Below are 21569 nucleotides of genomic sequence, written 5' to 3' on the forward strand. Positions count from 1 at the left end.
TTTTTAGAATCTTTTTTTGCGTTTCAAAACTTTGCCAATCATAATTTTATCCAATCATAGTTCTATCCCAACTGACTTAGTTTTTCCCTGATAAATTCAGATTTTTCTTTTAAGCCAATCTTGCCGAGTTTTATGAAGATGACGTTCGGCAGTTGCGGATTGAGGTTCACTGTTTCTGGATTCTCTTTGATCAGTTTTAAAATTTTATCGATAGAAAGATTTGAAACCTGCATAAACTCGATTTTTACTTCTCCTTGCCGTTCTTTTATTGAACTGATTGAAAGTTTTCGGCAGATTATCCTGATTTCAGCGAGTGCAAGCAAACTTGAAACTTCATCAGGAATCGGACCGAAGCGATCTGAAAGCTCAGCGAGCACAGAATCAAATTCATCTTCGTTCGTGATGCCTGCAATTTTTTTGTAAATCTCCATTTTAATCTGTGGATTGATTATATATGAGTCAGGGATGAAGCCTGTGTATTCGAGTTCCATAAGGACTTCTGCCGGCTCTTTGTAATCATTTTGCATTGCGAGTTTATTTACAGCTTCGTTTAGCAGACGAACGTACATATCAAATCCAACAGAATATACATCGCCGGACTGGTCACGACCGAGAAGATTCCCTGCCCCTCTTATTTCCATATCTTTCATCGCAATCTTAAAACCGCTTCCAAGTTCAGTAAAGTCTGAAATTACCTGCAACCTTTTCATCGCAACTTCCGAAAGCGCTTTATTTTCAGGATAGAGTAAATATGCGTATGCCTGCCTGTCGCTGCGCCCTACACGTCCTCTAAGCTGATAAAGTTGAGAAATTCCGTACATATCTGCTCGGTCTATTATGATTGTGTTTACATTGGGAATATCGATTCCGTTTTCAATGATAGTCGTAGATATTAAGACATGGAATCCGCCGAGCTTGAATTTCTGAAAAATATCATCGAGCTGCGTGCCTGACATCTGACCGTGAGCGACTTCGACTAAAACTTCAGGAACGATTGTTTCAATCTTTTTTTTAACTTCCATAAGAGTTTCTACTCTGTTGTGCAGATAAAAAACTTGTCCGCCCCGCTCTATTTCCTGTCTGATTGCCAACACGACTCTTTCATCAGTGTATTCGTCTACCACAGTTTCAATCGGCTGTCGGTTTTGTGGAGGCGTTGTCAAAAGGCTCATATCTCGAATTTTTAATAGGCTCATGTGCAGTGTACGAGGGATTGGCGTTGCAGACATTGTCAAACAGTCGATATTATTTTTCATGACTTTGAGTTTTTCTTTGTCTTTTACGCCAAATCTCTGTTCCTCATCTATAATCATAAGACCGAGATTTTTAAATTTTACATCTTTTTGAATAATTCTGTGAGTCCCGATTAAAATATCTAATTGCCCTTCTTCGAGCCGCTGTAAAATCTTTTTTTGTTGTGCAGGAGTGACAAACCGCGACATGTGTTCGATTTTTACAGGAAAGTTTTTAAAACGCTGCGTACATGTTTCGTAATGCTGCTCTGCAAGAATTGTCGTCGGGGCTAAAAAAGCAACTTGTTTTCCGCCCATAACTGCCTTAAACGCTGCCCTCATCGCAATCTCAGTTTTACCGTATCCTACATCTCCACAAAGCAAACGATCCATCGGAACAGGTTTTTCCATATCTTGTTTTATTTCTTCTGTAACTGTGATTTGGTCAGGCGTATCTTCATACGGAAATGCTGCCTCAAATGCGGACTGCCATTCTTTTTCCTTAGGAAACGCATATCCTGTAGAAGCCTGACGGCGAGAGTACAAATCGATCAATTTTTGTGCAATATCTTCAACTGCTTTTTTTACTTTGTTTTTACGATTTTCCCAAGATTTGCTTCCGATTCTGTCTAATTTAGGTTTATCACCCTCATTTCCAATATAACGTTGTACAAGGTTTACTTGTTCAATAGGGACAAAAGCATACTCTTGGTCTGCGTATTCGAGTTTGATGTAGTCTCTTTCATTGCCAAGAGCTTTTATGCGCTCAATCCCGTGAAATAGCCCTATTCCCCAGTTTACATGGACAATATAATCTCCGGGGTTTAATTCAACAAATGTGTCGATAGCTTTAGATTTTGCTTTATTTACAGATTTAGGGATATATTTTCGCCTTCCAAAAATCTCGTTTTCTTGAATTACAAGCAGTTTGAGTTCCGGCATGCTGAATCCTGATGAAAGCGGTTTTGGAATCAATGTTACTGCAATTTTTGATTTCTCATTTTCCGGCAAATCTGTATAATCTTTAAAAATTTCATGAATGCGAAGCTGCTGATTTTCGTTATCTGTAAAAATAAAGATTTTCCACTTGTCTTCTTGAAGTCTGCCAAGTTCCTCCTTCATAAAATTGATGTTGCCAAAGAAACTCCTGGATGGTTCTGAAGAAATTTTTATAAACTCTTTATTATCATGCTCTTCCTGTGTTAAAAGTGTCCTAAAAAATATACATCGTGAGATATTTTTTAATAATTTCTGAAAGCAAAATAAAACATCATCGGGAGGAAGAATCGGTAAGTTTTCTCGTGACGTTCTATAGAGTTTGTCGTATTCGCGACCGATTGTTAGCTCGGCATTTATCTGTTTGTCGTAATTGTAGATGAAAACAAAGCAATTTTCGTCTATGAAATCTGCAACCGAATATTGTCTATCCCACAAAAGTTGATAAAAAAATTCTTCACCTTCTGCTTCATGGCTTATCGAGAGTTCTGTCAGCATGTTTTCCATTCGTTCCAAAGCGGCATCTGTGAATGGAAGATGCACGTTTTTCTTTAGAGTAATGTCAGTTTCATCATTTACTTTTGGTCCTTCATCGATTTTTATAGCAGATTGCTGATATTCGATAAGTTTCTCATGAACCGTTTCAACAAGTTCATCGCTCCATAAAACTTCTTTCATAGGATATATCAAGACATCATCTCTGACTGCAACTGTCGCCTGCGAATCTGCCTCGAAAAATTTTAAAGAGCTTATTTCATCAAAATCAAAAATGATTCGAGTTGCATGCTCATCGCACGGCAAAAAAATATCTAAAACTTCACCGCGCAGGCTAAATTCGCCGCAAACAGATACTTTTGGGACTCTTATATATCCCATCGCCGCAAGTTTTTCTGCAATTTTTGTCGTATCAAGTTTATCGCCTTTTTTTAGCTTAAATGACAGATTTTTTAGATATTCAGGATTCGGAAGCTTTGTGATAAATGAACGCTGAGTAAAAATAAAAATCCGTGCTCTGCCTTTAAAAGTGATTTTTTTTTCTTTGTGCAAAAGCTCTGAAAGCACTCCGCAGCGGCGTCCGAACGTTATAGAGCCTCTTGCAGCAGGTCTGTATGGAACTGTTCCCCATTCAGGAAAAATAAAAACGCTTGCTTCTTCGTAAACTGTTTTAATATCGTTTGAAATTTCCTGAGCTTCAGCGTATGTCGGTGCAATTATGATGAGGTCGGAAGAAAATGATTTGTATGCGGGAGTGTTTTTGCTGCTTGAAGAATATTGTGCAGTTTGCAACGAACGAAAATGATTTGTAGCGCTCGTTTCTGCCACAAAGTAAGAAAACAAACTGCCGTTGATTCCAGAGATATTTTGCGGAAATATTGTTTTATCTGAAAAAAACTTTTCTATGCTGGCGTTGATTTCAGGGCATTTATGCAATATTTCATTTATAGTGATTAATGATTTCATTTTATTTTACCGATGATATAATAGTATAACTAAAGATTCACAGGAGAATACGTTGAAAATTCGTAAACTTTTTTTAATTATATCAGTTCTCTGTATGTTTGGACAGGTGGGGTTTGCACAGGAAACTCAAGTTCAGGATTTCAGCAATGTTCAAGTTTCAATAAAATATTACAACAGAACTGTTTATTACCCAGGCAATGCAGACGACTTGCCTATTTTTGTTCATATATCAGTAAAAAACAACGGTACGGAAACGCTTCGTTTTAAACTCGCCGATGACAGAGCATTCAGCATGGATTTTAATGCATATACAGTAAAAAACAAACGGCTTGAGCAGACTGAAAGTCTTATTGAGAAACGCACGACAAATCAGACTGTCTATTTCCGTGAGATTGCAATTGAACAAGGCGAAGAATATTCTTTCGTAGAAAATGTAAAAAACTTTTTGAAAATTGAAGAACCTTCAGTTTATTATCTAGAGCTTCAGTTTTATCCTGAATTATATAAATCAAAATACCTTTCAATAAAATCAAAAAGGCTTACGCTTGAAGTTAGACCCGCTCCATCATCTGCTGCTGATGTGTTGCCTGTAAAAGAAACTTCAGTCGAGTTACTAAAACCGCTAGACCTTTCTCCTGATAAAGTCGTTGAACAGACAATTATAGCGCGTCAAAAATCTCTTTGGGATCAGTATTTCCTCTACATGGACGTTGAATCTTTATTGCAAAAAAATCCTTCATTGAAAAAGAAATATATCACAGTCAGCGCCGAAGAACGTACAAGAATGCTAACATCTTTTAAAACAGATTTAATGCAGTCGAGAATTGAAAACGACATCGTATCAGTCCCTGAATCTTTCCAGATTGAAAAAACTACTTACACTCCTTCTGAGGGGCAGGTTGTCGTGACAGAATGGTTTAAATATCCGAACTTCAGCGAAAAGAAACGCTATACATACAAAGTTAGACAGCGTGAAGGAATCTGGCAGATTTATGATTACACAGTTGTAAATCTTGGGACAGAATAATTTTTATTGATAAAAAATCATAAAAGCAAAATATCAGAAGAATGAAAGCATTGTTAATTTCAGACAACAAGGAAATAATCGAGAATGTAAAGCCTGTTTTGGTTAAAAAAGGCTTCGATATTATCTCTTACAGATGGATTATCAAAGCTCTCGACAATATTGAAGAAATAAGCCCTGATTTAATCGTATTGTCACCTTCTGAATTTCCTCGTCATTGGAAAACTCTCGCATCTTTTGTAAAAAGCGGAATAGGCGGTAGAAATGTAAAAATTTATCTCTACCAAAACGAAAAAATGACTCAGGAAGAAAAGAAAAAAGCGGAAGAACTCTGTATTTTCGATTTTTTTGAACTTACAAAAGAATACACAAATTGCACAGTTGTTTTTACGAATCCTGACTCAAAAAGATTTGTAACCGAAAAAGCAAAGCACTATCATGATAAAAATTTGATAGAATTTTCTCTGCCATATTCTTATCTTGAAAAAAATAAAATTGTCAAACACCTTACGATTTATGAAAATGGAAATATTTCATCATTCAGTGCAAAAGTTGTTGATGGAATATTTAATAACCTTACTTTTGAATTGAAAAGTTTGCTATGAGACGGTCAAAAAAAGAAGCAAAGTTTTTTTGTGAATGCTGCGGAGCTGAAGTTACAAGAAATTCAAAATCCTGCCCTAAATGCGGCAAATTTTTTGCATCTGTACGATGCCCACAGTGCGGAAGAATCGGCTCCAACGAAGAATTTGTAAATGGCTGCCCTTCATGCGGATATGCAGTCTCTGACCCTCTAAGAGTAAAACAAAATAAAAATGTTTTTATTCCATCGAATTTTAAAAATAGTAGCGGTAGCGTCGGACGCGGGCACGGCATCTTTGGCGATTCAAACAGATTTCTTTTTGATCAAAAAAAATCGAAAAATGACAGATACGTTGATTCAGGTCTTCCAATCTGGGTATATATCGTCTCTATTGTAATCCTTGCCGCACTTGTAATCGTACTTTATAGCTGTTTATAATAAGCCATGAACAACATCGAAGTTATTTCAGAACCTACAGAAGAAAAGCCATTTTTAATCATAAATAAACCTAAAGGACTTCCCTCTGCCCCTCTTTCTTGCGATGACAAAGAAAATGTAATTTCTTATGCAATCAAGATGTTTCCCCAGATTGAAAATGTCGTTGGACACAAAAAGATAGAATATGGGTTGGTTCATCGCCTCGATACAGTTACAGATGGTTTGCTTGTCATAGCGACAAGTCAAAAGTGCTATGATTTTTTTATGGAAGAACAGAAAAACAAAAGATTTTTTAAATACTATACGGCGAGATGTGCAGATTTACCTTTAAATGCTAAAGAACTCGGTGGATTTCCTTTTTGTAAAGAATGTTTACGAGATACACAATCGGCTGTCTTGTCTTCATATTTTAGACCGTTCGGCTCCGGTTCAAAAGAAGTTCGTCCCGTAACAGAAGATTCAGGAAAAGCTGCCTTAAAAAAAATCTGCAAACAAAAAACATATTTTACTGATGTAAACATAATTGACAGCGGTGGGAAAAATAAATTCGGTCGTGAATGCAAAATCATTAAGTGCAAAATTGCAGAAGGATACAGGCATCAAGTCAGATGTCATCTTGCATGGGCAGGCTGGCCTGTAAACGGAGACGTTTTATACAATGCTGATTTAAAAAATGAAGAGAAAAAAAATACAGAACAACCGATTGAGTTTTCTGCAACAAAAATTGAATTTGAGTACCCGAGAGGAGACTTGAACTCCTATGAAATTGCTCTCACTTGGACCTGAACCAAGCGCGTCTACCAGTTCCGCCACCCGGGCTAAAATGTACAGTTATACTACAGAAAAAAGGGTGTTTAGTCAATATTTTGTGATTCTCGTGTGACCGTTTTGTGATATTTTCGTTATATAGGCAGTTCGTTATTTTTTCGGATTGTCCAAAAAGAACGACTATCAATCTTATTGAAACGGGGAGATAAATAGTCGCTTTTGCAACTGAAAACGACTTCCTTTAGATAACTACCCGTTTTCCAAAGGAAGTCTTTTTTTATTTAAACTTCAATTTTCAGCAGGGAAAAATCCACTATTGGGCAGGCGGACTTTCCTTGTTGGAAATTGTTTACTTTGAACAAAGCCCTGTGTTCAAAAAAGGAAGTATTATGGTTATCACATTTTCATCAATGAAAGGTGGTGTCGGAAAATCGACAGACGCAGTTTTGCTTGCCAACAATTTGGCGGCTCGTGGTTTCAAAGTTCTATTCTTTGATATGGATACAAACAATTCATCAACAATTTATTATTGTATGGGAATTGCAGATGAGTTTCCAACTCAAAATGTAGCGGAAGCTCTAACGCATAGAACAACAGAAGGCTATACAGTAAAGTCAAGGATTGAAAACGTTGATATAGTTCCTTCAAGTCTTAGGCTATTCGACATTCGTTCTATCGACTATCACGCATTAAAAAAGTGTCTTCCAACAGACAAATACGATTACATCATAATCGACACAGCACCGACTTATGACAACCTTGTGATGAACGCTCTTTATGCAGCGGATTATATTTTTACTCCAGTTCAACTTGACTTTTTCAATCTTACAACTTCAAGATTCTTGCGTTCTCATCTTTATGACGAACTGAATGAGCAAGTAGAGAAATGGTATATCTATTATACATTCTGGCAGGAAAATCTTGCCATGTTCGCTGATTCAATCCAGTCCCAGTTCGCTAATCTCTTTGAACAGGAATTTGACAACATCCTTGACATTCAGATTCCAAGCACGCCGGCAACACGCAAATACACTCAGACCGATGAAAAAGTTTCCGTCCATTCTCGTATGCTCGGAAGTCAGAGACTAGCCGTTGCGTTTAACAGACTTGCAAACTTGATTACTGGAACAGAGACCCAGAAAGACGAAAACGGCAACGAAATATTTTCTGTGGAGAGGTTTTAGTTATGTCAAAACAAATAACATTGAATAAACTTGGTGGAAAAGCACCTTTTGCAGACGGTGGATTAAAACTTTCAAAGTCAATCCGCATAGATGAAATCGAAATGCACCCAGACTTTCAATCTTTATTTCCAATAAAAGATGAAGTATTGAATCACATTGCAGATTCAATGGAAGAAAAAGGTTTCAAAGGAAATCACCCTGTAGATATTTGGTTCAAGACTGACGCAAACGGAACTTTGCATAAATATCTTATGGATGGATATACAAGAGTAAAGGCTGCCAAAATAGCAAAACTAGAAACTGTTCCGTATTACGAGTTTCATTTTGAAACTTTTGACGAAGCGTTAAAAGAAGCGTTGAGTGAACAGGTAGACCGCAGAAATCTTGAAGGAGCTGATTTGCTTAATGCCGTTGCAAAACTCTACGGAACTGATTTTATTCAGAATGCGAAAGGTAAAAAATCAGAAGCGATTGCGGAGGTTCTTGGAGTTTCAACACGAACAGCAGAAAAAGCGATAGCCGTTATGAAAGACGCTGATGAAGAAACTTTGCAGCAGATTGAAAACAACAAAATTTCCGTACACAAGGCTTACGAAAAGAAGCATCCCAAAAAATCAAAATCTGAAGAGCGCAACATTGCGGCTGGCGAAGATACCTCCGATATGGACAAAGGACTAGACGATATTGATGACCTCTCGGATTCCCTTGACGACAGTGATGGTAATCCAAGAGGAATTACAGTCAGAAGCCGTGATATGTCAGAACGTTTTGAAACGCCGGAAGAAAGTGAAATCGACCGCCGCCTTATCGAACGGTATACAGACGGTTTCTATGATGGCTTTGGCAAAGGCTTTGGGGAAGGCAGCTTTCAAGTTTTTGATAAAATTTCATCGCTCTTTAGCGAGGGCAAGACTTGGGATGAAATACAGAAAGACGATGTATTTTCCGATTTCACCTTCTATATAATCGCAAAGAAACTTGAGATTGAATCCGACAAGGACAGTATTCTCAAGGAATTCAACAAATAAGGAAAAAACTATGGAAGCAATTAAAAATAATCAATGTGAAAAAAAAGGAAACAGGATTATTTACTGCTCCAAAATGGCAGAAGACTTGGCTTTGAAAATACGATTTGAGGAAATATCACCTGGGAACATTTTGAGTATTCCAGATGATAAATTTATCAACTACTGTCCGTTCTGCGGATTTAATTTAAGGAAATAAAAAAATGATTTTAATTCTATGCGGAATATTTTTTTCACTGTTAACAACAATGCTTGCACTTACTAGACGAAAAGATGGAATAAGCCTGATACCGTTTGTTATGTATATATATTTATTGGTTCTAGCTGCATTGGATATTTTGTAACACATGGCAAACCTGCTTCAACACAGAGTTATCTCTTGCCAGAAAATTATGCTTATTCGCAAGAGACTGATGGAAGACAGTCACCTAATGTTGACTTAAGGCTAAAAGAAATGTAACGGCATTAAATAAAATTGCAGAGTCAATAATTGAACTATCAGAAAGCTGTACAAAAACGCTGCAAGAATTATCAAGTTTTAATGAAAAGGAGAATATGTGTGAAAAATGAACTATCCATGATTCATAAAAAATGTACAAAAAACGGCAAAGCCTTCAAGTACTGTACTTTATTACAGAAAGAACTTGAAGCAAAGATTCTGTTTGTAGAAATTTCGGAAGGCAATATTTTAAGCATTCCTGACAATGATTTTATAAAATACTGTTCGTTCTGCGGCAAAAACATACGCTTATGATAGAAATTGTTCTTACTTCAATTGCAATAATATTTATTTTTTTTGTTTCTATTGGTGGAATTGTAATAAATATTTTTGAAAAAGAAAAACGAAAAAAGAGAAATTAAATTATGCGTTTCAGTATCTTTGAATATTCGCAGGAAAAATTAGTATCTCTAGGACTTGATGTTTCAGACGCTCTGCTTTTGAACTGGTTCGCAAACTTTTTTGCTGGCAAGATGGAAAAGAGGACATTCAAGGATGCAAACGGCAACAACAAGATTTTCGGATGGGTGAAAATCTCGAAAGTCCAGGAAGATCTTCCTGTATTGGGTATATCTACAGAAAGAGGAATTAGACGAAAGTTCGACAATTTTGTTGAAAAAGGAATTCTTGAGCGAGAGACAATAATCAGCCAAGCCGGAAAGAAGTCATACTACAAACCGACAGATTTATACGAAACTCTTATAAACACAGACGCTATCCAGAAGGAAGATTCTTCAAAAAGTTCGCAAAGGAACTCCAGTTCCTATGCGGAAGAAACCACTATACAAAACGAAGAGAAAATTCCGCAAAGGACAAAAATGACCTATGCGAAAAATGAAGACAAAAATCAGACTTCAAAAAGTTCACAAAGGAACTCCAGTTCCTATGCGGAAAGGAACTCTAAGACCTATGCGCAAGGGAACTCCAGTTCCTATGCTTTAAACAATTCTTTAAATAAAGATTATGTAATTAAAGATACTACTGCTATGCTGTCCTTGTCTGAAAGATTTTTCGGAAAAAATGCCTTTGATTCAGGCTTTGCAGAAAAAGCAGCAGCATTTCTTTCATCACAAAATATCAAAGAATATGCCTGTTATTTTGAGTTTATAAAAAACAAAGTTACTGAAAAATCTAAGACACAAAATACTGTAAATAATCCAAGAGGATTGGCATACAAATTATTTTTTCAAGTTGATGTCGTTCAAGAATACAAGGATAAAGAGCAGCAGCTTATTCTTCAAAAACAAAAAGCAAAGGAAAAACTTATGGCAGAAGAGAAACGAAAACTAACTTGTCCTGTCTGCGGAGAACATTTTCTTCCGGATTACAAAGAAAACTGTCCTTCGTGCAACTTTGAAATACTGAAATTTTCAAGTCAAAAAGACATAGCGGTTCACAAGCGTTTTATCAGTTTGCCTGAAAGTAAACGCAAAGAATATGAATCAAAATTAAACGAAATTTATCAGATTGATTTTTTTGATTTTATAAAACTCAACCCAGCCCAAAAAGCCGAAAAACAAAAACAACGGGAAATAAAACTTCATAAATTGTATGCAGAATTTGGTTTAATAGGGTAAAAAGCGCAAGGTTGCGCTAAAAAATATACACAAGGAGGACATAAAATGTCAGATTTAAACGATTTAAAACTTCAAGGAAGAATCGTCAGGGATGCGGTTATTAAGACTGCAAAAAACGGAAAGCAGGTTGCTCTGTTCACTTTGGCCGTAAACCAGACGCACAAGGATGCAGAAGGAAATTATGTGGAGACTGTAAACTATTTTCCAATCTCTACTTTTGTGAACTCTGAAAAGTTTGCATCTCATCTAAAAAAAGGACAGCCTTTGATTTTGGAAGGTTATCTTAAACAGAAAACAAACGACTTGGGCGAAGGTTCTGACGGAAAGCATAAGTATGATTCCAGAACTTATATCTGTCCTACAAAAATTCACCTTATATGGACCGGCAAAAAAGAAAATGCTCAACCGCAGAATATTCCAGAAGTTAATGAGGAAGATTTTATTATCGAAGCTGAAAACTCACAGGATGATGTTTTCCTCAGTGATGATTTTGTCTAATTTTTGGAAACAGAAATGTCAGGTATTATCCACAGATTCAGTCCTGCATTAAGAAAACTTTCTGGTTCTGTTGAACGAATAATTTATGGTTGTTTATATTTTTTAGACAATCATTTTACCTGGCTTTCAGTTCTTGTTTTGGCGATAACCGGAACAGCCTTGTATTATATATTTGGTTATATGTTCCGCTATTCAAGACCTGACTGGTGGAACTGGAAAAGGAAAGCCTTTTTTAAAAGCATTTTGCTTTTGGCTTTCCTTATTATGATTAAAGGAGTTTTTCAAATAGTGGTATGAATATAATTACATTGCATGGAAAAGTTGTAAAAGACGCAGAATCAATTCTTGTTAATAATGAAGGAATAGAAACTCCGCTTGTAGTTTTCTCTTTTGTTGACAACGGAACTCCGTATCAGAAAAACAAAGACCCGATGTTTATTGAAGTTCATTTTATGAAAGAAGCTGCAATGCACATTTTCAAATATCTTAAAAAAGGTAAAGAAGTGATTGTCCTTGGTTGTTTAAGAATGAAATCATATACAACAAAAGAAGGAGAACCAAGGCAGAAATATTATATTTCCGCAGATTCAATAACTTTTACAGGAACTTCAAGCAGATAGGAGGTAGGGCTAATGACTTTCAGAATTACTTTAAGAGATATAGATATGGATAAAGTTGCAAAAATTGCCGAAGAATCGGAAAACAATGAAAGTTCATTTATCCAGAATCTTTGCAAGGAACTATTAAGTGCTATCGCTAAAGAATCTCAAAAACTGAGCAATGAAATGAAAGCTATAAACATGGAGAATCCGCATGGATTTCCTGGAATATAAATACACGAGGAGATTAAGGTATGAAAGATTTTAGGGAACTGCAACACGTTCGCATTATCACAAGGGAAGGAACAATCGCAAAGGGTGATATTTGTGAAGATGATGTAATTATCCGTTGTGACGACCATGGATTCTTACATGACAGTATTGATGAAGACGGAGACAGATTACCTGCCATTGAGACAAGAGACGGTTCACACCGTGAATACTGGACACATGGAGTTTTAAATTGTCCTGTTGACAATGAAGGACACTTCAAGCCAGCCGTTGTAGACAACATAGACAAGTATGAACTCTGGTTCGTAAACGGAAAGGAATATCCGCCGATGAAATAAAGCTTCTGCTTTTTGCCTGCCCAACACACTTTGGCAAAAAGGTGAAGCCGCAAGAGTTTAGAGAGTGCAAGTCTCTAATTTATATTCAAAAAGGAAAGAAGAAATGGAAACACAAACAAACGATAAAACAACAGAAAATCAGAATACACAGATAGCACTAGAAGAAAATAAAATCGACCAGACAGACAAGGGAAAACTTCCGGTAAAGAAAAATCTGATAGCAGATGTAAAACTTCCAGTAAAACCGCAGCAAGAATTGATCCCCTATGAAAAGGAAAACTATTCGACGATTGAAAAAGCGATTATTGAACTTCGAGAAGAACTTTCCAATATTACTGAATTGAAAGAAGCTATTGCACAGTCTTTTGAAGATAAAAGTTCTGCAGAAGACAAGTTCCAGGAAAACGTTACATCATCATTCAATTCGCTCCGTCAGCAGCTTCAAGAATTTAATGAAAAGTTTAACCGTGAAATTGATTATACACGAGAACTTAATCTTAAAATCAAGAAAAACGAACTTGAAGGTCAGGTCTATTTGTTGCAAAGGGAACTTACCGAAGAACGCGCATCAATTACTAAAACTCTCGATGAAATCAGCAAGCTTACAAAAACGACCTTGCAGTCAGTAGATGACAAGTGCAAGGAATTGAAAACCGCAGACAACATTATTCAGGAAGCAATCACCAAGTTCAGAATTGATTCAAGTTCTGCTTCTGAAAATGAATACAAAGCGTTGAAGGCAAATACTTTGGAAATGCTCAAAGATTTTACCGACAATGCCCAGAAAACTCTAGAAGTTGTAAAAAAATTGTCAAAGGATTTTATCAGCCAGTGTGAAAAAGAGAACAAAAATCTTATAAGCAAAGTTCCTGGCATCAAGGGGAAACTTTCTGTAGAAAACTGGATTGTCCTGATTTTTGGCAGCCTTGGAATTGCAAGCATGATAATCAAACTGATTATAAAATAAAAAAAGATTTGATTGAGAAATTCAATTATCTAAAAGAAATTTTCAGTGATGGCTCTTACTTTAATTATGTAACGGAATTTTCTGAAAACAATTTCTTCGCAGTTCATACCTACATTCCCAATGATATTTTAAGAACCTTAAAGGACTTAAAAAAAAATATCAATATAGACTATGAATTAATAACACTCGCCTTGTCCTATAGAATGAGCAAGGATTATGGAGATTCTATAAAGGTAACTGTAAAAATCTACAGAGAAACGAGCATTGAATATACAAGAAATGGAAATTATAGTATTAAAGGAAATGGACCTTGTTTTAATTACTTCGACTTGTATTTTATGTATGACAAAAATAAGAAAAAAATAAAACTGATGCAATCGAGCCTTGCAAAGTGCTTCTTTATTCCATTCAATTTAAAAAAGTTCCAGCGAGTATATCTCAATGCCCTCAATAATAAAGATGAAAAAATGCAGGGGTTTTTAGACGAACTAATTTTTTCCGATTTCAATAATTACTTTGCGAATGACATAAAAAGCGATTTAATAAAAGGTCTGGCAGGAATCTCATACGATTTTAATAAAATGAAGGAATTCCACAACAGAAAAGAGTTGTTAATGCAAATTGGAAAAATAGAAGAGAACGAGAATGTAAATTATTTGAACAAAATGTCTTTGCAAAAAGGCTGTGCGCTGATACTCTTAAAAAAATATGTGGAAGAAAGACACTTTGATTATCTGAAAAAAATGCCTGAAGAATTCTTTAATGAATACATAAGACACCCCTATATTCTATCCAAAGTAAAATCTCTTTTGTCAAAATATTATATTGAAAGGCTCAGTATTCACGTCTATTTATTAGAATGCGATAAAAAGACACTCAAAGATTACATTGACATGAAGATTCAATTAAAACAGAAGATTCCGCTAAATATATGCAGCATTAAAAAACTGGAGTCTCTGCATAATCAGGCAGCATTGGACATAATAAACAAACAGAAACGAACTGAAAAAGAGAAACTAAACATCGGCGATAAATTCAAGAATTTGATTGCACGGCTTCCAGAAGAATATGAGGTAATCGATGACTCGGCAAGATTGAAGGCAGAATCCATCATGCAGAATAATTGTGTAGCGTCTTATAAAGAGAGGATTAACAAAGGCCGCTCCCTTATTGTCAGCTATTTGAATTCAAGTTGCAGATATACAATAGAAGTTATTGTATCGAGAAAAAAATACCAACTAGCTCAGTTTCTTGGAAAGTGCAACAGGCAAGCCCCCCGAGAATTGATAGATAATTTCGAGAAAATACTGGTTGAAGCAAATACATCTCATCCAAAAAGCGATTAAATCATCTTCCGATTTCCATTCGCATCGAATGATGTTTGAATTCTTTAGCCTGTGCCTTGCGCTCTTTGATTTCCTGATGTGCGTATTCTTTTAAGAAGGTATCTCTTGGAACATCGTAGAAAGATTTTTTGCCGTCCATAAGAGTTACAAGGTTTCCTTCTTTTGAAGAAGAAATAATTGTAACTTCTGATGATACGCTTTCTTTTCCTTTGCCAAAAACTTTATCGGCTTTGAATTGGATTTTCACACTGTCGCCGATTCTGAGGTCAAAATCTCTGTCTATTTTTTCGCCTTTGCTGGAAAACGTATCATACATAGGTCGGGCAATCATCTTGTCATATCTTTTGTTGTTCAAATATTCTTCATTAAGAGGAACTTCTTTTACAGCTCCGTTATATGTTTCAATAAGAACTTCGTTAATTGACTGTCCTTCTTTGCGAAGAGTTTTTAAAAGTTCCTTCGTCTTATGTTTTTCTTCCTTGGACATTTGCTTGATAAGAGAGTTTGCGATTTTGAGAGAATCCAAAGGAGAATTCGCTTCCTTGCGGCAGTAGACAGAAAGATTGTGGCGGAAGTTGTTTGCACAGTTGCTTCTTTGCTTGAAAAAGTCCTGATACTGTGATTCAATCATTTTATCTTGAATCTTCATCTCATCGTTATAAGACTTTGCCTTCGCCTGGTATGGTTCGCTCATAAGTTCCTTCAGTGTAGCGGCAGTAACTCGGACACTATTTTTCCCATCTTCTGATTTTAAAAGATATGAATTAGAACTTTCTTCACGACTGTCTACAATCATATTTTTGAAGTTCTCAAAACCGTGATTTGTCATCATTGCAAATTCCGGAACTTTTGTCTTGCCATAAATTATCACATCTTTATCAGTTTTTGATTTGTCTTGTTCTTTGTTTTCAGGCTCTGTCTTTTTCTCAATTTTCTGAGGTTCTTCAAGAGATGAGACATGATAATACTTTGTGCCTACAAAACGCTTTATGCCGTCAACCTCTACTGGAGTTGTAAGCATAACATAAGGCTGATTCTCTTTTACTTTTGTTCCGTTTACATTTGCTTCCAGCTCATTTACAAGAATGAATTCATCTTCCGCCTTTACAAGACCTTTTTCAATAAGTTCATCTTGAAAGTCCTGCGTAGCCTTAACATTGCCGCCAGTAAAAACGTTTCCTATGATTGATTTTATTTCGCCCTTCTTTTCAGGAATTTCTACAGTCTTTAGTTCTTGTTCTTTTATTTCGTCTGTTGAAAAGGCAAAATCAAAATTTTTGTTTTCCTGATTGTAGCTTAGCAGAACTGGAGTAAGGATTTTTGCATAGCTAGATTCTTCACGATTGTATTCTTCAGAAAGAAGATAATTGTTCAAATTTTCGATAGTTTTGTCTTTGTCATTGCCTTTGATTTGGCTAACATCAATAAGATGTACGACTGCTACTTTGTCTTCTGGAGACAGATTCCATTTTTCACTTTCGATTTTTGAGAAGTTTTCAATGACTTCATAAAGCTCTATTGGGTCGTGCGGATTGTTGTAGGTGTCATAGAAAAACGGCACTACTTCTTGCTGTGGCTCTTCCTCGTCATACCAGTGCGGATTTCCGTCTGCGTCAATGTAGTCCGCTCTTGCGTTTTCTTGAGCAGCAATGTCCGCTTCGATTGCAGTGTCCGACATTCCGCCGTTTGCTTGTAGTTGTTCCACTGTTTTGTCTAACTCGCGTTGAATGTATGCTTCGTGGGCTTCTTTTTCTGCTTGGATTTTTTCAGCTGTAGGCGGTGTGTAGAAAGGATTATTGTTATGGAAGTCTTCAAGTGCTTCTATTGGGTCTAGATGTTCCAAGTCATAATCTTTAGCAAGTTCCTTGATTTTTTCTTTCAATTCTCTTGTGGTTTCATTGTCCGGTAACTTTGTGGTCTGGATTTTTTCCGTAGGAGAAATGCTTTTCACCATTTCATATTCGTCACCGTTCCGCTGCATTATGGAAGCAAAGAAATCATATTCTGATTCTTCTGTGTTAGTCCACTTCCTGTATTCGACAACAAGACTTTCGCCCGGATTCAAATTGCGGAGTTCTGAAGCGATTTGATTTTTTAGCTCGCTTGAAACAAGAACATAGTAATGGTCTCCGCTTTTTTTATCGCTATTAGCGTAAACTGGTTCTGTATGGTCAATGATTTTTGGAAAAATAGGCTCAACTTGTTTTTGAATATTTCCGCTTGACATATTTTCAGAGTATGGTATATTTTGATTAACCGTTGTTGGTGATGGGTTCAAACGAGTAGAACCGAGCGATTCAGGATTTCTGAGAGTTGTTATTGTAGGTGCAACTCCTACCGCTACAACGGCATTTTCAAATCCTGACTTTGTTTTTACAGAAAAAGATTTGACATTCCCTGCCGAATCTGTTATATTGATTTCATCAGGCTTGGTTAGCGTCAGCAGAAATTGTATCTGTCTATCTTCTAACCAGCCTGATATTTTTTTATCGTCAACATACTTCATAAGTCCTTTTTCAGTCCATTTTTGAAGCATATTTTCACCTTTGCTATTTATGAGCGTAGAACGTGTGTGAATACTATGGATTTGATTTATTGTATGCTCAAATCTATCACCTTTCTTTTGAGTTGACATCTCAAAGCCTATGACAAGCGGATTGTTGTTTTTATCAATTGCTTCAGTAAAAATAAGAACACTGTTATTTTTAGCTTCGCTTCTATCTTTATCTGAATTAAAAATAACAATCGGGTCGAAAATTCCTTTCAAGGCATTTAAAATTTCTTCATCGGTTAGATTATGATTCTCGTTTTTTGCTTTGTTTATGACCTTAGTGGTCATAAGAATTTCATTGTTGTCTATTCCAGCAAATTGCAAAAGTTTTGGAGTTTCTGAAATAAGGAATTCATTATGTCTCGGTGATACACCGTTTTTCATATAGTTTTCTACAGAGTTGAAGAAATCTTTATTTTCTTGCCGTTCGGTCTCAATCATACTTTGAATGTTTTTACTTCGCACATTTTCCGTTATCTTTACACCATCAGTTAAATCCTTCATCGGTTGAGCCAAAAACTCTTTCAAATATTCGGACTTTACAGAATCTGAAATGTAATTCTCGCTGCCAAGTTCCGGATTTATATTGAGTGTTTCTAAAAGCTCATTTGCGATGTATTCCTGGCACTCCTTGTCCCAGTCAATCACCTGGTCTTTCTTCAGTCCGCCGTCTTTTTCTGCGATTTTGTTTAGAACCGCTTCCGCCATTTTGCCTACAATTCTTGCATGGCATTCGGATAGAATCTCGTCATCGTTGGAAAGGTTACGGTAGTTCTCGTCTGCAAGAACTTCTTCCCAAAGACTTGTTCCTTTGAATATGTCCTTGCCCTTCTGCCAAAGTTCCGGATTTTTGTTTTGCGTGTATGAATCCCAAAGGTGTGTGAATTCGTGTGCGTAGGTGTTGCTTGTGGCAATTTCTGGGTCTGCGTAGATTTTTCCGTCATAGGCAAAGCCGTAGATGTTATTTTCACCATCAATCATATATTGAACACGGTTAGAAATGCTCATATCGCGGTCGTTGAATACGATGTAATTAGAACTGTCCATCTGCATACCGACATAGCCGCAGTTCTTCAAGAATTCGCTAGTCTGCTTCTGGTTGCCCTTGAAAACATTTTTTGCAAGGACATCAAAATAAATATTCTTGCCGATGTCGTTTCTTGAAACTCGCCAATCGACATTCAACTTTTCAAGCTGTTCGTTTATGCGGTTAGCGTTTTCTATTCCAATCGGATTGTTGTATAAAAGATAGTTCGTATTGTCGTTGTCCGGAATATCGACAGAATAGAGGAATGTCTGCTCTCTTTTGTATTCAATCAAATCCAGAGAGAAAAGCGTTGTTATTGCTTCGTGTTCTTTTTGCAGTGCGGCATTGCCTTTTACATCTGCGTTGATGAAATCGCTTGTAAGGCTGTCTATATCGTTACCTTTGAACTGCTCCAAGCGTTTTGTCCAGTATGGAGAGAAATTCTTTTCCTGCAAGAATTCATTGAACGGCTGATCGTTTATATAGAAAGTTCCGCCGTATTTTCTCGCTGCAATTTTGATTCCAAGCTGTTTTGCATTTTCTTCATTCACAGAAACAACATAAGTTCCAAAACCGTTGAAAGACTCTTCATTTTGAATGTCTTGATTAGTTCCGTATTTGACCGCCATCTTCTGGACATTCTTTCCGGCATCAAGAATTGAACGCATAATGCTCGTATCTTCAATTACTTCTATATCAGCCCTGGCACAAAGGTTCTTCAAGAACTGTTCGGGGGTGAGTAGTTCTTCGTTTGTGTTTTCCATAGCCTGTGTGTTTTCGTTTGCCATAGTTTTTTCTCCTTGGATTGAGTTTATTTGGAATTGGATTTTTTCAGTTGATATTTTTTCTGATTGTGATACAATGTTGTCGTAGTCATTAGTTGCCACTGTCGGATTAGCTATCGACTGTTCTTTTTGAATACGCTGACTAATCAATTGCCCGATTTCAGAGCTTTTATAAAGTATCTGTTCGGGCATTTTTATTTTATTAACCAAATTGTTTATATCTTTTTCGTGTGTTGATATAGAAACATTATCGTTTCCAATTACAACTACTACAGATTGAATTCCTTTTGATTTGTTTGCAATCAAATAACTTTTTGCATAAATATGAGATTTTTCTTCAGTTCCAAAAACATTTTTGCGCAGCTCATCAATAATCAAATCTGGAGTATGTAATACTTCATGAACAGCACCAAGAATAAATTGCCTTTTCTTTGCATCCAGTTTTTCAAATTGATGACTTCCAAGTTTTACATTTTCTATAGGTGTCTGAATTCTACCGCGAGGGAAAAGAGCATCATAACTTTTTTGCGAAAACTCTATTCTTGGAAGTTCTTCAGCTTTTTCTTTAAGAACTTCTTTAAGAATATCTTTTAATTTTTCTAGGTCTCGTTCATTAACCATTCGTCAATCTCCGTTTCTATCTTTCAATCTCATTACTCTTGTCGTGCTTATATTGCTGTGTATGCTCTATATGCAAAGGCTTTTCGTTTGAGAACTGGCACATAAGTCTTGCTGCTTCGTTCAAGTCCTTTATATCGTAATGCCCGTTGTTCAAAGAATTGGTTTCGGAATTGTAAGATGTCCATACTGTGTAAGTGTGGTTTTTGTTGTTTTGAGCAAGAACTGTATAAAGGTTCTTGTCGTCTGGGTGTCGGCTTATAAGCAGAATCGTTTTTACCTTGTCTTCTGGCGCAAGGTATTCACCAATTTTTATTTGTGCGTCTCCTATTTTAACCATCTGTTCGGTTGTCATTGTTCGTGCAAATGTAGCCTGTTTATAATTCATCTGGTCCGTGTAATAATTGTCTGTGGGCTTGTATTTTGGCTCGCAATATAATTTTATGCCTATCATATTCTGGTCATTGATATTGCCACCCTTTTGTTCGAGTTCTTTTGTTTTTTCATTTATTATTACATACCCTTTGTTAAAATAGTCGCCTTGTGTAAATCCTTTGCCGATTGCCATAGATACTTCTAATGAATTTGCCTGTTCAAATGATTTTGGATTACCAATAAAATTGTCTTGGTCAAACTTAAAAATTATATAATCCATTCTTTGTTTAGGAGGAATATTTTCATTTATAAAATCATCAAGTGGGGTTTCTTCAAGTTCCGGACAGATTGCGCCTGTATGCTGATTTATAAGATGAAGAACATCTCCAAGATTTATTTTTGATTTGAAACTTTCAGAAATATTTTCCTTTACAATTTTTGCCTTGCCGTCTTGAACAAAAACAACAGGAACAGACTTGTAATTTAATTTCCAATACTCCTGGCTGTTTCTGTTTGAGTATTCAGAAATCAATTTCCAGTTATCGTGCCAAATGAAATCGTATTCGCCGTATACTCTGTTTCCATCCTTTGTTTCGATGTAGAGGCTTTCCCAGTCTTCCAATACTCGTTCAAAATTCCGCATATCTTTTGAGTAAGGGCGGATATTGTCTTTTGTAAGCTTTTCCACAAAAGGCTTTACTTCTTCGTAAGAGGAATATTTGTCTTTGGCAATATCCATACCGATTTTGGCAATTTCATCTGAAAGATTTTCATTCCAGTTTCCGTTATAGTTTTCTTCAATTTTAGATTCAATTGCACTGGCTGCAAGCTTGCCCAAGATATATGTTTTCTCTGGACTCTCTTCATTCTGCAAATCGTATAGTTTTACAACTTCATCAGAATAATAGTTCATTTTTTCAATTGCTTGCATAAGTTCTTCCGACGAAAATTCGTGATGGAAAAATGCTTCAATATTTTTTACGTCATTCATAGTTATACTCCTTTAAAAACTCCGCGTTTAGCGGCACGACAGGATGTCGTGTATCGCAGTTTTGCCGAAGGCAAAATCTGCAGTGATAAAAATTACACGGATGTAATTTTTATCACATCTCCCTCTTATTCTTTTCAGACAAGTCAAATCTTATTGCTAGTGCCAGGTCATTCTTTTTGAAGAATTTATCTTTAATTACTTCGTGCGATTTATTGAGCATATAAGGTGCGCTTGGTTCTTGTGAAAAAGCCTTCCAGATATACATAAAATCATTCCAAGAAGTTTTATAAGACAAGAATGTAAAGATGAAATCGCGGATAGTAAGCTGGTCTTTCAAGTAAAGTTCAAAATCGACTTTTGCTTTGTTTACATGATTGATTGCGTTTACTATCTGCTCCTTGTCGTATTTAGTTTCATAAAATTTTTCAAGTTCAAGTATTCTATCCATAATCTTTA

General features: G+C 36.1%; 19 protein-coding genes, 1 tRNA gene and 1 pseudogene. 16 read left to right on the top strand and 5 right to left on the bottom strand.

Translation table 11 applies throughout. The annotated features are described in order from the left end of the window. Positions 1-62: 62 nt before the first annotated feature. The gene (gene mfd, locus H9I37_RS06120; protein ID WP_187381569.1) at positions 63-3689 is read right to left on the bottom strand and encodes a transcription-repair coupling factor; all 3627 of its coding nucleotides are present in this window, start codon (positions 3687-3689) and stop codon (positions 63-65) included. Positions 3690-3741: 52 nt separating this feature from the next. On the opposite strand from mfd, the gene H9I37_RS06125 reads away from it, so the two are divergent. From H9I37_RS06125 to H9I37_RS11635, 4 genes and pseudogenes are all read left to right on the top strand, one after another. Then, positions 3742-4716 carry a hypothetical protein gene (locus H9I37_RS06125; RefSeq protein WP_187381570.1) on the top strand — a complete coding sequence of 325 codons (975 nt, stop codon included), beginning with the start codon at positions 3742-3744 and terminating at the stop codon, positions 4714-4716. Positions 4717-4757: 41 nt separating this feature from the next. Further along, on the top strand, positions 4758-5318 hold the full coding sequence (locus H9I37_RS06130) for a response regulator (RefSeq protein ID WP_187381571.1): 561 nt from the start codon (positions 4758-4760) through the stop codon (positions 5316-5318). Next, positions 5315-5734: a zinc ribbon domain-containing protein gene (locus H9I37_RS06135; RefSeq protein WP_187381572.1), complete on the top strand. Its 420-nt coding sequence runs from the start codon at positions 5315-5317 to the stop codon at positions 5732-5734. The genes H9I37_RS06130 and H9I37_RS06135 overlap by 4 nt, the downstream gene beginning before the upstream one ends. A gap of 6 nt (positions 5735-5740) precedes the next feature. Further along, positions 5741-6295 (top strand): annotated as a pseudogene (locus H9I37_RS11635) (pseudouridine synthase); the annotation flags it as partial. Between the two features lie 174 nt (positions 6296-6469). Here H9I37_RS11635 and H9I37_RS06145 read toward each other — a convergent pair. Beyond that, a tRNA-Leu gene (locus H9I37_RS06145) sits at positions 6470-6553 on the bottom strand. A gap of 338 nt (positions 6554-6891) precedes the next feature. Here H9I37_RS06145 and H9I37_RS06150 point away from each other — a divergent pair. From H9I37_RS06150 to H9I37_RS06205, 12 genes are all read left to right on the top strand, one after another. Next, a complete protein-coding gene (locus H9I37_RS06150) occupies positions 6892-7686 on the top strand; it encodes a ParA family protein (RefSeq protein WP_187381573.1) in 795 nt (264 codons plus the stop codon). Between the two features lie 2 nt (positions 7687-7688). Continuing rightward, positions 7689-8714: a ParB/RepB/Spo0J family partition protein gene (locus tag H9I37_RS06155; protein WP_187381574.1), complete on the top strand. Its 1026-nt coding sequence runs from the start codon at positions 7689-7691 to the stop codon at positions 8712-8714. Between the two features lie 10 nt (positions 8715-8724). After that, positions 8725-8910, top strand: a complete 186-nt coding sequence (locus H9I37_RS06160) for a hypothetical protein (RefSeq protein WP_187381575.1) — start codon at positions 8725-8727, stop codon at positions 8908-8910. A 360-nt stretch (positions 8911-9270) separates the two neighbouring features. Next, entirely contained in the window at positions 9271-9465 is a 195-nt protein-coding gene (locus tag H9I37_RS06165; RefSeq protein ID WP_187381576.1) for a hypothetical protein, read from the top strand. A gap of 110 nt (positions 9466-9575) precedes the next feature. After that, positions 9576-10787, top strand: coding sequence for a hypothetical protein (locus H9I37_RS06170; RefSeq protein ID WP_187381577.1), 1212 nt, complete (start codon positions 9576-9578; stop codon positions 10785-10787). 45 nt (positions 10788-10832) lie between these two features. After that, on the top strand, positions 10833-11285 hold the full coding sequence (locus H9I37_RS06175; protein WP_187381578.1) for a single-stranded DNA-binding protein: 453 nt from the start codon (positions 10833-10835) through the stop codon (positions 11283-11285). A gap of 15 nt (positions 11286-11300) precedes the next feature. Beyond that, a complete protein-coding gene (locus tag H9I37_RS06180; RefSeq protein WP_187381579.1) occupies positions 11301-11582 on the top strand; it encodes a hypothetical protein in 282 nt (93 codons plus the stop codon). Next, positions 11579-11905 carry a single-stranded DNA-binding protein gene (locus tag H9I37_RS06185; protein ID WP_187381580.1) on the top strand — a complete coding sequence of 109 codons (327 nt, stop codon included), beginning with the start codon at positions 11579-11581 and terminating at the stop codon, positions 11903-11905. Before H9I37_RS06180 ends, H9I37_RS06185 begins: the two co-directional genes overlap by 4 nt. A 12-nt stretch (positions 11906-11917) precedes the next feature. Beyond that, positions 11918-12118, top strand: a complete 201-nt coding sequence (locus tag H9I37_RS06190) for a hypothetical protein (RefSeq protein ID WP_187381581.1) — start codon at positions 11918-11920, stop codon at positions 12116-12118. A gap of 20 nt (positions 12119-12138) precedes the next feature. Further along, a complete protein-coding gene (locus H9I37_RS06195) occupies positions 12139-12453 on the top strand; it encodes a hypothetical protein (RefSeq protein WP_187381582.1) in 315 nt (104 codons plus the stop codon). A gap of 103 nt (positions 12454-12556) precedes the next feature. Then, positions 12557-13420: a hypothetical protein gene (locus H9I37_RS06200; protein WP_187381583.1), complete on the top strand. Its 864-nt coding sequence runs from the start codon at positions 12557-12559 to the stop codon at positions 13418-13420. An 8-nt stretch (positions 13421-13428) separates the two neighbouring features. Beyond that, the gene (locus tag H9I37_RS06205) at positions 13429-14766 is read left to right on the top strand and encodes a PcfJ domain-containing protein (protein ID WP_187381584.1); all 1338 of its coding nucleotides are present in this window, start codon (positions 13429-13431) and stop codon (positions 14764-14766) included. A 1-nt stretch (position 14767) separates the two neighbouring features. Here H9I37_RS06205 and H9I37_RS06210 read toward each other — a convergent pair whose 3' ends face one another. The 3 genes from H9I37_RS06210 to H9I37_RS06220 all read right to left on the bottom strand — a co-directional run bounded on the left by H9I37_RS06210 (position 14768) and on the right by H9I37_RS06220 (position 21561). Continuing rightward, a complete protein-coding gene (locus H9I37_RS06210) occupies positions 14768-19750 on the bottom strand; it encodes a MuF-C-terminal domain-containing protein (protein ID WP_187381585.1) in 4983 nt (1660 codons plus the stop codon). Positions 19751-19766: 16 nt separating this feature from the next. After that, positions 19767-21113 (bottom strand): hypothetical protein, encoded by a 1347-nt coding sequence (locus tag H9I37_RS06215; RefSeq protein WP_187381586.1) that lies wholly within the window; start codon positions 21111-21113, stop codon positions 19767-19769. Positions 21114-21225: 112 nt separating this feature from the next. Then, the gene (locus tag H9I37_RS06220; protein ID WP_187381587.1) at positions 21226-21561 is read right to left on the bottom strand and encodes a hypothetical protein; all 336 of its coding nucleotides are present in this window, start codon (positions 21559-21561) and stop codon (positions 21226-21228) included. Positions 21562-21569: the final 8 nt, after the last annotated feature.

It is taken from the genome of Treponema sp. Marseille-Q3903 (assembly GCF_014334335.1).
GTDB lineage: Bacteria > Spirochaetota > Spirochaetia > Treponematales > Treponemataceae > Treponema_D.

What these genes read in the sequence shown, in the direction of transcription:
- mfd (WP_187381569.1), bottom strand. Translation starts at nt 3,689, where the DNA reads ATGAAATCATTAATCACTATAAATGAAATATTGCATAAATGCCCTGAA.
- H9I37_RS06130 (WP_187381571.1), top strand. Translation starts at nt 4,758, where the DNA reads ATGAAAGCATTGTTAATTTCAGACAACAAGGAAATAATCGAGAATGTA.
- H9I37_RS06135 (WP_187381572.1), top strand. Translation starts at nt 5,315, where the DNA reads ATGAGACGGTCAAAAAAAGAAGCAAAGTTTTTTTGTGAATGCTGCGGA.
- H9I37_RS06150 (WP_187381573.1), top strand. Translation starts at nt 6,892, where the DNA reads ATGGTTATCACATTTTCATCAATGAAAGGTGGTGTCGGAAAATCGACA.
- H9I37_RS06155 (WP_187381574.1), top strand. Translation starts at nt 7,689, where the DNA reads ATGTCAAAACAAATAACATTGAATAAACTTGGTGGAAAAGCACCTTTT.
- H9I37_RS06160 (WP_187381575.1), top strand. Translation starts at nt 8,725, where the DNA reads ATGGAAGCAATTAAAAATAATCAATGTGAAAAAAAAGGAAACAGGATT.
- H9I37_RS06170 (WP_187381577.1), top strand. Translation starts at nt 9,576, where the DNA reads ATGCGTTTCAGTATCTTTGAATATTCGCAGGAAAAATTAGTATCTCTA.
- H9I37_RS06175 (WP_187381578.1), top strand. Translation starts at nt 10,833, where the DNA reads ATGTCAGATTTAAACGATTTAAAACTTCAAGGAAGAATCGTCAGGGAT.
- H9I37_RS06180 (WP_187381579.1), top strand. Translation starts at nt 11,301, where the DNA reads ATGTCAGGTATTATCCACAGATTCAGTCCTGCATTAAGAAAACTTTCT.
- H9I37_RS06185 (WP_187381580.1), top strand. Translation starts at nt 11,579, where the DNA reads ATGAATATAATTACATTGCATGGAAAAGTTGTAAAAGACGCAGAATCA.
- H9I37_RS06190 (WP_187381581.1), top strand. Translation starts at nt 11,918, where the DNA reads ATGACTTTCAGAATTACTTTAAGAGATATAGATATGGATAAAGTTGCA.
- H9I37_RS06195 (WP_187381582.1), top strand. Translation starts at nt 12,139, where the DNA reads ATGAAAGATTTTAGGGAACTGCAACACGTTCGCATTATCACAAGGGAA.
- H9I37_RS06200 (WP_187381583.1), top strand. Translation starts at nt 12,557, where the DNA reads ATGGAAACACAAACAAACGATAAAACAACAGAAAATCAGAATACACAG.
- H9I37_RS06210 (WP_187381585.1), bottom strand. Translation starts at nt 19,750, where the DNA reads ATGGTTAATGAACGAGACCTAGAAAAATTAAAAGATATTCTTAAAGAA.
- H9I37_RS06215 (WP_187381586.1), bottom strand. Translation starts at nt 21,113, where the DNA reads ATGAATGACGTAAAAAATATTGAAGCATTTTTCCATCACGAATTTTCG.
- H9I37_RS06220 (WP_187381587.1), bottom strand. Translation starts at nt 21,561, where the DNA reads ATGGATAGAATACTTGAACTTGAAAAATTTTATGAAACTAAATACGAC.